Consider the following 13,832-nt stretch of genomic DNA (forward strand, 5'->3'; position numbering starts at 1 on the left):
AATACGCTTTCTTGAACATTGAAAAATCGATGACATTGAAAATAGCCCTGGCGCAGATCAATACCACGGTTGGCGATATTCAAGCCAACAAACGGCAAATCATAGAGACGGCCCAGCATGCCCGGGATGAACTGAAAGCCGATATCATCGTTTTCCCGGAATTGAGCGTGACCGGCTATCCGCCGGAAGACCTATTGTTTAGAAAGGATTTTATCCGCCATGCGCGGCAGGCGGTGGACGCCATCGCCGAAGCGGCAACGGGTATCGATATCGTGCTGGGGTTGCCGGTACAGGAAGGCGACCGTTTATACAATAGCGCGATGGTTCTGCGTAAGGGCGGGATACTGCGAACCTACCATAAGAAGGCCTTGCCTAATTATGGTGTTTTCGACGAACACCGTTATTTCTCCTCCGGGGAGCAGGTTTGCCTGTTTGCCGCCAAAGGCCGTATTTTGGGACTGACCATCTGCGAGGATGTTTGGCGCCATGACACCATCGCCGTCAACAGGCAATCCGGCGCGGAAATCATCCTGACCCTGAATGCCTCGCCTTTTCATGCCGGCAAGATTAATGAACGGGAAACGGTGGTATGTCGGCAGGCCAAGGCATCGGCTGTGCCGCTGGTGTATGTCAACCAGATCGGCGGCCAGGACGAACTGGTTTTCGATGGCGCGTCGTTTGTCGTGAATGCCCAGGGGGAAGTTGTGTTTCGCGCCCCGGAATTCAAGGAACAGGTCAGCGTGGTCGAATTTGACGGCACCGTGCCGGCGAAAGGCGAATGCGCTCCGCTTTACGCGGAAACCTCCAGCGAATACAAGGCGTTGGTGCTGGGCGTCAAGGATTACGTCAGGAAAAACGGTTTCGACGGGGCCTTGCTGGGTTTATCGGGAGGCATAGACTCGGCGCTGGTATTGGCGATCGCGGTCGATGCCCTGGGTGCGGACAAGGTCGAGGCGGTGTTGATGCCGTCGCGTTATACCCAGGACATGAGCAACGAAGATGCGGTGCAGGAAACCAAAGCGTTGGGCGTCAAGCACCATATTATCCCGATCGAACCGGCGGTCGAGGCCTTTGGCGGCATGTTGGCCACTATTTTTGCCGGCGCCGAACGCGATACCACGGAAGAAAACATCCAGGCCCGCTCCCGCGGTATCGTCTTGATGGCGTTATCGAATAAACAGGGCAAGCTGCTGCTGACGACCGGTAACAAAAGCGAAATGAGCGTCGGTTACGCCACGTTATATGGCGACATGGCCGGTGGTTTCGCGCCTATCAAGGATGTTCCGAAACTGTTGGTGTACAAACTGGCTAGATACCGCAACAGCTTGTCGCCGGTGATTCCGGAACGGGTCATCACCCGGCCACCTTCGGCCGAATTGGCGCCGGACCAGATCGACGAGGATTCCTTACCGCCCTATTCCGTGTTGGACCCGATTCTGGAGATGTACGTGGAGCAGGATAAGTCGTCGCAGGAGATTATCGACGCCGGCTTCAAACCGGAAGACGTGCATCGCGCCCTTTCTTTAGTCGACCGCAATGAATACAAGCGCCGGCAGGCACCGCCGGGCATCCGCATCACGCCCAGGGCGTTCGGCCGCGACCGGCGTTATCCGATTTCTTCGGGCTATCGCGGCGCGCATGAATTTAAGTAAATAGTCACTGTTTTTTACAACACGAAAGTATGAATATATCGCCTGAATTGATCGGCTATGTCGCCGCGGCCTTGACCACCTTGTCGTTTTTGCCGCAGGCGATTCTGACCCTCAAGACCCGGGACACCGAATCGTTATCGCTCAGCATGTACAGCGCCTTTACGCTGGGCGTTCTGTTGTGGTTGGTTTATGGATTGGTGATTGCCGATAAAGCCATTATTTTCGCCAACGCGATTACCCTGCTGTTGGCCTCCTTCATCCTTGCATTAAAGGTGCGTAACACGCTGTTCCGCAAACGCTAGAATTGACATGCTTCCCATACTAGCCGTTTATTGTCCTTAGCAATAGGCATTGCAGAAGCGCTTCCCCGGCTGTCATCATGCCGTCACAAGAATGTCATTCGAATTTCATTAAACCGTTACCTTGATGTCATAAAGAGTTGTTATTTTTCTCACCATGAAAAATTGTGGAGAAAAAACGATGACTCTTCAGTACCGGTCCGTCTGGATTTCCGATACCCACCTCGGCACCAAGGGTTGCAAAGCCGAATATCTGCGTGATTTTCTCGATCATGTGGAATGCGAAACCCTTTATTTGGTCGGCGACATCATCGATTTGTGGAGCTGGAACGTCAAATCCGGCTTTTACTGGCCGACCCTGCATAGCGACATCGTGCAGCGGGTCATCGACAAGGCCAGGCAAGGGACGCGGGTCATTTACATTCCCGGCAATCATGACGAGCCGTTTAGAGAGCATGCCGGCATGCTGTTCAACGGCATCGAAGTCCATCTCAATGCAATTCACGCAACCGCGGATGGGCGCCGTTTTCTGGTCATGCACGGCGACGAATACGACAGCATCGTTTGCCATAATCGTAGCTTGGCTTATATCGGTGGCGAGGCCTATGAATTGCTGCTGGTCGTCAACCGCTGGTTCAACAGCCTGCGCAGGTTACTGGGGTTTAAATATTGGTCGCTGTCTGCCTATTTGAAACATAAAGTCAAAAATGCCGTCCAATTCATGAATAATTATCAGCATGTGCTGAGTTTGGAAGCGCATAAGCAAAAAGTGGACGGCGTGATCTGCGGCCATATTCACCATGCCGATATTTCGCAAATGGAATTCGGCAAAATCTACTGCAATACCGGCGATTGGGTGGAAAGTTGCACGGCCTTGGTCGAGGACGATGCAGGGCAATTGACGGTGATTCATTGGCTGGAAGACAGTTATCGCTTGTTGGATGCCGCAAACCAGGAACAAGCCGCAAAAATGCCTAGCGCGGCTTGACCATGCTGAAAAAGTCGCTGTTGATGACGCTAGGCGCCATAATTTTCGTAATCGGCATGATCCTGTTTCCTCTGCCGGTACCCTTCGGTTTGCCGACCATGATCGTCGGCATGGCGATCATGTTCAAGGCTTCCGATAAAGTGAAACGGAAAGTTATCCGTTGGTCGGATAAAAACCATCATACTCGCAATGCCTGGCAAAAGGTCAGGGATTATCGCCGACGCAAAAGAGCCTCCTTGCCGGAGTAACGGTTTGTCATAAAAATTTCAAAAAAACTTCATCTTGTTGTCACAGTGCGGACCTATCCTTGGCACTGAATTTAAAGAAGAAAAATAGGCAACTGAGCGGGGAGGAAAGCCGATCCTCATGAGGATAACGAAATGAAGCTGATTAATGCCGTCCATAAATACGACGTTTTCATGTTTAACCGCCTGATCAACGCCGGCGTTTACCGTCAGTTGGCAAGGTTCGCCCGTTATGTCTCGCATAGCGGAGACGGGCATTTATATGTTTTGCTGGGAGCATTCATCTGGGTAGCGGAAGGATGGCGCAGTCTCTTTTTGCAGGCCGCATTGTTTGCGTTCCTGGTGGAAAGGCCGCTTTATTTCCTGCTGAAAAACGGTTTCAAGCGCAACCGGCCGCCGGCGGCTTTGAAAGGTTATAACAGCCTGGTGACGCCATCCGATCAATTCAGTTTTCCTTCCGGCCATACTTCGGCAGCCTTCATGATGTCGACGCTGGTCGGATTTTTCATGCCCGCGTTGTTGTCGCCGCTCATGCTTTGGGCGACCCTGGTTGGTTTTTCCCGAGTCGTCCTGGGCGTTCATTTCCCTACCGATACCCTGGTTGGCATGGCGTTGGGCGTCGGTGTCGCAATTTTTAGTCTCAATCTGATTGTTCTATGAAAATATTTTACGGAGTGCAGGGGACCGGTAACGGTCATATCACGCGCGCGCGCGTGATGGCAAAGGAACTGTATGACGCCGGCTGCGAGGTCACTTTTCAATTTACCGGCCGGCCCCAGGACAAGTTTTTCGATATGGAGGTGTTCAATGGCTATCAACATCGCGATGGATTGACCTTCAATACCGACAAAGGTCAGGTCTCCTATCTGAAAACCGTGCTGCAATCGAAACCGATCCGTTTTATCCAGGATGTCAAATCGTTGGATTTATCGGCTTACGATCTGGTCATCAGTGATTTCGAACCGGTCACGGCCTGGGCCGGAAAAGCACAGAAAAAAACCGTGCTGGGAATCGGTCATCAATATGCTTTCGCGCATGCGATACCGCGCACCGGTTCCGACCCCTTGGCGGACTTGGTGATGAAGTATTTCGCGCCGGTCAGCCACGGCGTGGGTTTGCATTGGCATCACTTCGGCCAGCCGGTGCTACCGCCGATTATCGAAACTCCCGATTTACCGAAGGGAATTCAGCATAATAAGGTTGTCGTTTATCTGCCGTTCGAAGACCAGAACGAGGTGATCAAGCAGTTATGCCCCTTCGAGAATTTTGAATTTTACCTTTATTCGCCGGTGCCGGTAGCCAGCAAATATCGGCACATCGTTTGCAAGCCGTTGTCCCGCGACGGTTTTCAAAGAGATTTGTACGATTGCATGGGGATTATCAGTAACGCCGGTTTCGAACTGGCCAGCGAATCGCTGCAATTAGGCAAAAAAATTCTGGCCAAGCCTTTACATGCACAGATGGAGCAGATTTCCAATGCCGCGGCCTTGCAGCAATTGGGTTATGGCCAGACCATGAACGAGATGGACAGTAAAATCATCGAAGACTGGCTGCATGACCCCCATGCCGTGCGCATTACCTATCCCAATGTAGCCCGGGTGATCGTCCGGTGGATCGAGGACGGCATGCCCAAGATCGATGCCGATTTTACCGAACAGGTCTGGGAAAATGTCGATGTGTTGAAGATCAAGCATGAGTGATGTTGATAAATTAAAAAATGCGCTCATGAGATTGTTGGCAGGTCTTTTAACCCCGCCTTGTCACGCACTGACAAGGCGGGGTTAAAATATCGATAGTTTTTTGCGGATTAGCTTGTTTGTTAGTTAAGTTTGTCTATTATTGCATTGAATTTGAGGCTATTTTTTAACAAACCGCATCTGAATTATTCGTTGCAGGTTTTTGAGGACTTTTCTGAATAGGATGGAATGCAACAATGATCAACTTGACCAAGTTAATGACTATCGGCGTGATTGGCATGACCAGTATTAGGGCCGACGCAATCACGCTTCAACTAGATTATAGTTATGATAATAATCATTTTTTTGACACGCCGTTGAAACGGGGCGTTTTGAATAGCGCCGCCTCTTATTTCGAAAGCCGTATTAGCGATCGTTTGGGCGCCATCGCATCAACCAATAGCAATCGTTTTACCGCGACATTTGTGAACCCAAGTACGGGACGTACTACCGAGCTACAAGATTTCGATGTGGCGGCGGATACCCTGGTCGTTTTTGCCGGCGGCCGCGATTTAGGCGGTTCTTCATTAGGCGTGGGCGGCCCGGGAGGATATAGTATCAGCGGTACCCAACAGTATTTCGATGCCAGCATATCGCGGGGACAAGGGGATGGAACGATAATCTCCGTGTCAGGTGATACGGCCTATGATTTTGCTCCCTGGGGAGGGTCTATCACTTTCGATACGGATAGCGCCTGGTATTTCGATTCCGATATTGGAACTGTCGAAAACATCGGGCCACAAAATGATTTTTTCTCGGTTGCGTTGCATGAATTGTCTCATTTGCTGGGATTCGGGGTTTCCGATTCCTGGTATAACCAAGTGACGGAAGGCGTTTTTACCGGGGACAATACGAACTCGGTTTATGGCAGCGATGTTCCTTTATCGGTTGGAGGAGCGCATTGGCAGGACGGGACGATAAGCCTGGTCGATGGTATAGATCAAAAGGCCGCGATGACCCCTTCGATCATTAGAGGATCCAGGAAGTATTTTACCGACCTCGATCTGGCTGGTTTACAGGATGTCGGTTGGCAGATCAGCGCGGTTCCGGTTCCGGCGAGCGCCTTCTCATTTTTAACCGCGGTTTTCTGTTTGGCGGGATTTCGGGGCAATAAGGCTGGTGAAAGAAATGTTGATTAAATCGGCATTTTTGTGAGTGCCTGGGGGCACGAGCAAAATCAATCGCGACATGCGATAGATTTCAAGGCAAAGGAATGCCGCATGTTCCTTGATCGGGCGCTGAGAACTCTGAGAAGGGGTGATTGAGCGCCGAAACACTTAATGATTGCGTGAATCCGCATGCAGGATTCTGTGTAATTCTACTTTCCTATCGCCGCAGTAAAAAACAATGCGGATTGACGATGCAACGTCTCAAAAATCCATAAAAGCTGTAGATAGGAAGTCCGCGAGAAGCTATGGCCTCAGGCAAAAAAACCGCGGCCAAGGCCGCGGTAGAGCTTGCTTATCTTACAGGAGAGCGTTGAAGACGCAAGCTTCAATCTTCATCGTGATGACCGTTGTGGCCGTTGCGATCCTTGCTGATGGCGATGGTCATGTCATTGCCGTCATTGGCATGTTGAACATTAACAAACATGGTTTTTGGCATGGTACGTGGAAAATAAATGCCTGTGCCTTCAGCGCCTGGAGTAGTTAGTGTACCGAATAAAACGACCTGGTCGGCGACGCCGTCTTGGTTTTTATCGGTAGTCGGCGCAGCCCAAATATCGCTTTTGCCGCTGTTGTCTTCGACGATATAGAGATTGCCGTTGATGTCGGAAGCAAGATTGTCCGGGCTTCTCAAACCGTAGGAAGATACAACGCTTTCATCATTGATGTTACCAATATTGACGCCGACGAATTCGGTGACTTCAGGCGTGTTGGTATTCATTGGAATACGAAGAACGCGTTTGTCCGTTGTCGTTGCGAAATACAGGTTGGGCCCAACTATTTCGGCATCTTCAGGGCGAAGATAATCGGTGGCACCGGCTTCATCGGCCGCTGCACGGGCGTTAACAGCGGGATCGGTGCTTACGTTGTTTTGGCCGGGGATCAATGCGAGCCATTCGCCTGTGCCGGTGCCATCGATTACACCCGGTAGGACGATATTCAGGGCATATAAGGTACCTGAAGACAAATCGCCATAATGATCCGGTACGAATTTGTAGATGGAACCACCGTTAAGTTCGTCGCCGACGTAAATGTTGCCGTCTTTAGCGGCTGCGATGCCTTCGTGGGACATACGGCCGACTGCCGGGCGGTCGAAGCAGTGCAGGTCTAAGCCGTCGACTTGGCATTCGAAAAGGCGGCCTCCTGCGCCATTTTCTTCGGCGGCAAGAATGGTACCCCATGGCGTCCATTCAATTCCGTCCATGCGGCTGAAACCAGGGTCAATGCCGAAATCGTCAGCAAAATAGGTCATAGCTTCGCCTGTCTCCAGGTCGATGGCGGTGATGGCGCCCATCCCGTTGCCTGTTTCTTGAGTGCGGTACAAATAACGACCGACATGGGCTCCAGTTTCATTCACTGTGTTCATGTCGTTCCAGTCATTTCCGCCGGGAACAGCGTCATGCTCAACCAGTGGAGTACAAGCGCCGGTTTCATCGCTGATCACGGTTTGAGAAAAACCTTCAGGCAGTGCAAATGGCGCACAAGCTGGTTCGCTGCCGGTTATAGCAGATGCGGATTGCGGGTCAAAGGAGAAGGGGCCTTTGATTACATTTTTGTCAGCGAAAGCTGGTGAAGAAATGGCTGCGGTAATGGCAACCGTAAGTATTGTTTTTTTCATGATGTCACCTCAGTTAGTGAAGTAGTGTTGTATAGCGAAATCAAATTATGCTTGAAAAATATGACGTTACTTTGACTGTTCAGTAACAATTAGGTGACATTGCCGCTGTGCTCAACGCATGAAAGCCTGGAATAAAAACAATAAAGTTGCGGTTTGGAAAGAGGGGGTGAAAAATGGGTGGCGGATAATACTTACTTCCATGTAAGCAAATCTGAGGTGCGATCAGTTCGCGTGCTTGCGGTTGAATTCCGCGATCAAGGCGCTTGGTTTTTGTTCCTTGTTATGCTCGTTCAGCACATAAATTACCGTTTCGCCGTTAGGGCCGGCGCCGATCTGAGTGTAACGCAAAGGGGCTTCGCCGACGGCTAAAAAAGCCTTTTGATCGTTCCAGTCGCCGAACACATAAATACGTCCGTCTTTGACGACTTCGCCATAAAAGCCTTCGGCGATGCCCGCCGTTTTGCCATCGTATAAATCGACCGAACCCAGACCCGTACGCATGGTTTTATCCTGTTCGGAAAGGCCGAAGACTAATGTTTCGCCGCTCGGACCTGCACCGATGCGAGTCAGGCGGAAGGGGGTTTCGCCGTTTTTAATGAAGCCGGCATAGGTTTTAAAATCATCGAATACATAGATACGGCCTTCCTGGTGAACCTGGTAATAGTCGTTGACATTGTAGTGTGGCGCATCCGCAAATGAGTAATGACAGGATAGCGCGATGCTTAGGGCGGACAGGCCCAAAGAAAATTTTTTGGTCATGGAATGTTTCTCCGACTGAATAAAAAGCCTATAGCGGGCACAATTAAACAAAGTATTATACGAGGTTAAATATTACAGAATTGTGACCGAAGGGCTTACAATATTGCGTCAAATCGTGGGTTGGAAGACAAAAAAAGCCAGTCTGTCATAAAGTTGTCATATTGACTTCATATTATTGTCAATCTTTATCGGCACAATAGCTGTACCTTAAAACCTAAATTTGAGAAAAAAATGAAACTATCTTTCCAATTAAAGTCATTAGCTACGGGGTTGGGTTTTGTCTCTGCCTCATTGTTGAGTGGTTCCGTGGCGGCCGTACAAACCGTGGATGCGGATGTCCCCGCCTATGAGAAAGCCAGCGGTATTTCCGGTAACTTGTCCAGTGTCGGTTCCGATACTCTGGCCAACTTGATGACTTTATGGGCCGAAGAATTCAAAAGAACCTACCCTAACGTCAACATTCAAATTCAAGCAGCCGGATCTTCCACCGCGCCACCGGCCTTGACCGAAGGGACTTCTAATCTGGGCCCTATGAGCCGCAAGATGAAAGACAAAGAACGCGATGCGTTCGAAAAGAAATACGGTTATAAGCCAACCGCTATTCCGGTCGCGATCGACGCGCTGGCGGTTTACGTCAACAAGGAAAATCCCATCAAAGGCTTGTCAATCCCTCAAGTCGACGCGATTTTCTCTTCCACCCGCAAATGCGGAAACGACACCGATATCACTACCTGGGGTCAAGTTGGCCTGGAAGGCGCCTGGGCGGAAAAATCCATCCAGTTATACGGCCGAAATTCGGTTTCGGGTACTTACGGTTATTTCAAGAAAAAAGCACTGTGTAAAGGTGATTACAAGAATAACGTGAACGAACAACCCGGTTCCGCTTCTGTCGTTCAATCCGTGACGTCTTCCCTGAACGGCATCGGTTATTCCGGTATCGGTTATAAAACGTCGGGCGTTAAGGCCGTTCCTCTGGCAGGCAAGCATGGCGGTGAATTCGTCGAAGCGACGCCTGAGAATGCAGTGTCAGGAAAATATCCGTTGTCACGTTTCCTTTATATTTACGTCAACAAACAACCCAATCAGCCATTGGCGCCATTGGAACAGGAATTCGTCAAAATGGTATTGTCGCAAAGCGGTCAACAAGTGGTCATAAAAGACGGCTATATTCCATTGCCGGCGAAAGTAGTCAGCAAAGCCCTGACTTTAATAAAATAAAACTTAATATTCCGATTATAGGATGACTATGAAGGAATTCAGGCAGGGATGCCTGCCAAGGGATGGGGTGCATTGACACACTTTTACTTCCCCCTCAATAGTGAAGGTTGGTCAGGCAAGACAGTGGGCCGAGGGTTGCAAAGGCAATTCTCGGCTTATTCTTTTCTGTCAAATGGCATTATGCTGACATAATGTTGCATTCTTAAGTGTTTCGATATTTCTTATGACCGAAGGTAATTCGACAAATAGCACCGCAATACAGAGCGTGAGTAATTACTATCAAAAATGGCGCTTGCTCAAAGACAAACTGGCCGAATATGGTGTCGTGGCCGGCGGCTTGGGCGTGATCGTGGCCATCGTTCTGATTTTCTTTTATTTGCTATACGTGGTGTTTCCGTTATTTGTTTCGGCGCAAGCCGAAGGGGTTGGCGATTATGCCGTGCCGGAATTGCCTTCAGGCAAAACGCTGTTCCTGGCAATGGAGGAGCAGAACGAAATCGCCGTGCGTTTTACCGATAACGGGACAGCAATATTTTTTCGAGTCGATAGCGGCGAACCGATTAAAACGGAAAAATTGCCCATCCCCGAGGGCGCTAAAATCACCAGCTTTGCCCATGGCACTTATGATCAAGGCGTTGTTATTTATGGGTTGTCCGACGGAAGTGCCGTAGTGGCGAAACAACGTTACAAGGTGACGTATCCCGACAACAAGCGTTTGATTACTCCGAGCTTGGAATATCCGTTGGGGCGGGAGGCGATTGTCCTGGCGGAAAACGGCAGTCCGGTAATGCTTGTGGCCGGACGCTTCGGCGAAGACGAAAGCACCATCGTGGCGAAAACGGGTGATGATCGACTATTGTTGACCAGTTTCAGCCGCGAGGAATCGTTGTTCGAGGATGAGGCAACCCTGGAACGTAGCGATGCCGAAATTCAGATCGCTGCCGACCCGATTGATTTTCTGTTGCTCGATAAGGAACAACGCAATTTATATTTGGCCGGCAAAAATGGCGATATCACCTATGTCGATATCAGCAACAAGCAAAATCCGCAAATCAAACATAAGTTGGATGTGCTGGAACCCGGCAAGCACATTACGGCCTTGGCATTTCTGAATGGTGAAATTTCTTTGTTAATCGGCGATTCCGGCGGCGTATTGTCGCAATGGAGTTTGGTGCGTGACGAGGAAAACCGAATCAGTCTGCAAAAATTCAGGTCATTCAAGGTATCCGACCGGGCGATAGCAACCATCAGCCCGGAACAACGCCGCAAGGGGTTACTGGTAACCGATACTAACGGCTTGGCCGCTATTTACCATACCACGGCGGAAAGACGTCTGATTCAGAAACAAATCAGTCGGGCCCGACCTGTCGCAGTGGCGTTGTCGCCCAGAGCCAATGCCTTTTTGTTGCAGTCGGCCGATGGCAGAATTCATCATTGGACGGTGGAGAACGAACACCCCGAAGTGTCGTGGGCGTCGATCTGGCAGGAAGTGTGGTATGAAAGTTATCCTAAGCCCGAATATGTCTGGCAGTCGTCGTCGGCCAGCAACGACTTCGAGCCGAAAATGAGTCTGACGCCGTTGGTGTTCGGTACGTTGAAAGCGGCCTTCTACGCCATGTTGGTCGCGATTCCGTTGTCGTTGATGGGGGCGATTTATGCGGCTTATTTCATGGCGCCGCGCATGCGCCAATTGGTCAAACCCAGCATCGAAATCATGGAGGCGTTGCCGACCGTGATTCTAGGTTTCCTGGCCGGCCTTTGGTTGGCGCCGTTCGTCGAGGAACATTTGGTCGGCATTTTTTCCATGTTGATGATCCTGCCGCTCGGCGTCATGGTTTTCGCTTTTTTCTGGCAGCATGCTCCGAAACAGGTACGGCATGCCATTCCGGAAGGTTGGGAAGCGGCTTTGCTGATTCCGGTTATCATGATCAGCGCCTGGCTGGCATTTATCGTCAGCCCCGGTTTCGAGTCGTTGTTTTTCGGCGGCGACATGCGGGTATGGATGAAGAACGAATTCGGCATCGGCTACGACCAACGCAACTCGTTGGTGGTCGGTTTGGCAATGGGCTTCGCGGTGATCCCGACTATATTCTCGATCGCCGAGGACGCCATCTTCAGCGTGCCGAAACATTTGACCACCGGATCGCTGGCGCTAGGCGCGACGCCCTGGCAAACCATGACCAAGGTGGTATTGCTGACCGCCAGTCCGGGGATTTTTTCCGCCGTGATGATCGGATTGGGCCGCGCCGTGGGCGAAACGATGATCGTGCTGATGGCGACTGGCAACACGCCGGTCATGGATTTGAGCATATTTCAGGGCATGCGCACATTGTCGGCCAACATCGCCGTCGAGATGCCGGAGTCGGAAGTCAATAGTACTCATTACCGGGTGTTGTTCCTGGCGGCCCTGGTGTTGTTTATGTTTACTTTTGTTGTTAACACGTTGGCTGAGATTATTCGCCAGAATCTGCGTCGGAAATACAGTTCGTTATGATTAAAACATGGTTTAAAAGCGGTTCGCCATGGGTATGGCTCAATGCTGCCGCGGTCAGCACCAGCCTGATTCTGGTCGTAGGCTTATTACTGTTGATCGCTTCTCGGGGACTGGGCCATTTCTGGCCGGCCGATATCGTCGAATACCATTACCAGGATCAAAGCGGGAAGAGTGTCATCGTCGGCGAAGTGGTCGATAGCGCGATCATGACGGCGAGCCAGGCCAAGGCGGCGGGACATCGGATTTTGAATAACGCCGATTATCTGGAACAACGCCTGATCAAGACCGGAAACCGGGACTTGACCGGCATGGATTTTCGCTGGATTCAAAGTCAATATATCCAGCAGCAAGCGTATCCCGAGGAGATGATCGTCATCGAAAGACGGGAATGGGGTAATTTCTACGGCCGCCTGCAGGCATTGAAGGAAAACGGCCGCATTATCGCCGAGGGCGAAAGAGCCTATGCGGTCGTTCAGGCAAGGATCGACAGGGCGTTGGCTCTGTACGATGAAATCGAGCATTTGCAGAAAAATGAAATCGGCTCGATCAACTACGGTCTGGAGCGCTTGCGCTTGAAACAACGCAGCCTGGAATTGAAGGGCGAGTGGAACGATACGTCCGAACAGGAATTCGCCGAGCAAAGGGCCGAATTCGACCGGCAATACAAAGAACTGCAAGGCAAGATCGGCGAACTGAACCGGCAAATCAGGCGCGATAGCCTGGTAGTGGTCGCCGCCAACGATCGCCGTCTGGAAATACCGTTGGAAAAAGTCGTGCGCCTGATTCGCCCCAATGCGATGAGTTTGGGCGAAAAAATCATCGAATATCTGGTTAAATTCGGCGAATTCGTTAGCGACGACCCGCGCGAGGCCAATACCGAAGGCGGAATATTTCCGGCCATCTTCGGCACCATCATGATGGTGCTGTTGATGTCGGTGTTCGTGACGCCGTTCGGGGTCATTGCCGCGGTGTATCTGCGCGAGTACGCCAAGCAAGGTTTCGTGACCCGGATCATACGTATTGCCGTCAATAACTTGGCCGGGGTGCCGTCGATCGTATACGGCGTGTTCGGCTTGGGGTTTTTCGTTTACATCTTGGGCGGCAATATCGACCAATTGTTTTATCCCGAAGCCGCTCCGGCACCGGTATTCGGCACCCCGGGCTTGATGTGGGCGTCGCTGACGCTGGCCCTGCTGACCCTGCCGGTCGTAATCGTCTCCACCGAAGAAGGCTTGTCGCGCATTCCGAAATCGATACGCGAGGGCAGTCTGGCGCTGGGCGCGACCAAGGCGGAAACTCTGTGGCGCACGGTGTTGCCGATGGCCAGCCCGGCCATGATGACCGGCTTGATCCTGGCGGTGGCGCGCGCGGCCGGCGAAGTGGCGCCTTTGATGTTGGTCGGGGTCGTCAAGCTGGCGCCGACCTTACCGCTGGACGGCAACTTCCCATTTTTGCATCTTGACCGAAAATTCATGCATCTGGGCTTTCATATCTACGATGTGGGCTTTCAAAGTCCCAACGTCGAGGCGGCCAGGCCCCTGGTTTATGCGACTTCGTTACTACTGGTCCTGGTGATTATCGGCCTGAACATGTTTGCCATCGCCATCCGGAACCATTTGCGGGAGAAATACCGTGCCCTGGAGGGGTAATCCTTCAC

12 protein-coding genes are annotated in these 13,832 nt (G+C 51.2%); 10 read left to right on the plus strand and 2 right to left on the minus strand.

The annotated features are described in order from the left end of the window. Positions 1-29: 29 nt before the first annotated feature. From EP25_RS0113900 to EP25_RS0113930, 7 genes are all read left to right on the plus strand, one after another. Entirely contained in the window at positions 30-1,652 is a 1,623-nt protein-coding gene (locus EP25_RS0113900) for an NAD+ synthase (RefSeq protein WP_031434455.1), read from the plus strand. A gap of 29 nt (positions 1,653-1,681) precedes the next feature. Next, the gene (locus tag EP25_RS0113905; RefSeq protein WP_031434456.1) at positions 1,682-1,954 is read left to right on the plus strand and encodes a SemiSWEET transporter; all 273 of its coding nucleotides are present in this window, start codon (positions 1,682-1,684) and stop codon (positions 1,952-1,954) included. Positions 1,955-2,132: 178 nt separating this feature from the next. Next, positions 2,133-2,939, plus strand: a complete 807-nt coding sequence (locus EP25_RS0113910; protein WP_031434457.1) for a UDP-2,3-diacylglucosamine diphosphatase — start codon at positions 2,133-2,135, stop codon at positions 2,937-2,939. Between the two features lie 2 nt (positions 2,940-2,941). Next, the gene (locus tag EP25_RS22025) at positions 2,942-3,187 is read left to right on the plus strand and encodes a hypothetical protein (RefSeq protein WP_036300597.1); all 246 of its coding nucleotides are present in this window, start codon (positions 2,942-2,944) and stop codon (positions 3,185-3,187) included. A 132-nt stretch (positions 3,188-3,319) separates the two neighbouring features. Further along, entirely contained in the window at positions 3,320-3,844 is a 525-nt protein-coding gene (locus EP25_RS0113920; protein WP_031434458.1) for a phosphatase PAP2 family protein, read from the plus strand. After that, complete coding sequence (locus EP25_RS0113925) at positions 3,841-4,884, plus strand: MJ1255/VC2487 family glycosyltransferase (RefSeq protein WP_031434459.1); 1,044 nt, start codon at positions 3,841-3,843, stop codon at positions 4,882-4,884. Before EP25_RS0113920 ends, EP25_RS0113925 begins: the two co-directional genes overlap by 4 nt. Before the next feature lie 233 nt (positions 4,885-5,117). Beyond that, on the plus strand, positions 5,118-6,059 hold the full coding sequence (locus EP25_RS0113930) for a matrixin family metalloprotease (RefSeq protein WP_051906688.1): 942 nt from the start codon (positions 5,118-5,120) through the stop codon (positions 6,057-6,059). Positions 6,060-6,414: 355 nt separating this feature from the next. Here the strand turns inward: EP25_RS0113930 and EP25_RS0113935 are convergent, their stop codons facing one another. Both EP25_RS0113935 and EP25_RS0113940 read right to left on the minus strand, forming a co-directional pair. Continuing rightward, positions 6,415-7,704: an alkaline phosphatase PhoX gene (locus EP25_RS0113935; protein ID WP_036300603.1), complete on the minus strand. Its 1,290-nt coding sequence runs from the start codon at positions 7,702-7,704 to the stop codon at positions 6,415-6,417. Between the two features lie 222 nt (positions 7,705-7,926). Further along, a complete protein-coding gene (locus tag EP25_RS0113940; protein WP_036300617.1) occupies positions 7,927-8,463 on the minus strand; it encodes a hypothetical protein in 537 nt (178 codons plus the stop codon). A gap of 231 nt (positions 8,464-8,694) precedes the next feature. Here EP25_RS0113940 and EP25_RS0113945 point away from each other — a divergent pair, with 231 nt between their 5' ends. The 3 genes from EP25_RS0113945 (at position 8,695) to pstA (ending at position 13,824) form a co-directional block, all read left to right on the plus strand. Further along, on the plus strand, positions 8,695-9,681 hold the full coding sequence (locus EP25_RS0113945) for a PstS family phosphate ABC transporter substrate-binding protein (protein ID WP_031434463.1): 987 nt from the start codon (positions 8,695-8,697) through the stop codon (positions 9,679-9,681). A gap of 223 nt (positions 9,682-9,904) precedes the next feature. After that, positions 9,905-12,175: an ABC transporter permease subunit gene (locus EP25_RS0113950; protein ID WP_031434464.1), complete on the plus strand. Its 2,271-nt coding sequence runs from the start codon at positions 9,905-9,907 to the stop codon at positions 12,173-12,175. Continuing rightward, a complete protein-coding gene (pstA, locus tag EP25_RS0113955; protein WP_031434465.1) occupies positions 12,172-13,824 on the plus strand; it encodes a phosphate ABC transporter permease PstA in 1,653 nt (550 codons plus the stop codon). Before EP25_RS0113950 ends, pstA begins: the two co-directional genes overlap by 4 nt. Positions 13,825-13,832 lie beyond the last annotated feature (8 nt).

This window comes from Methylomarinum vadi (assembly GCF_000733935.1).
GTDB lineage: Bacteria > Pseudomonadota > Gammaproteobacteria > Methylococcales > Methylomonadaceae > Methylomarinum > Methylomarinum vadi.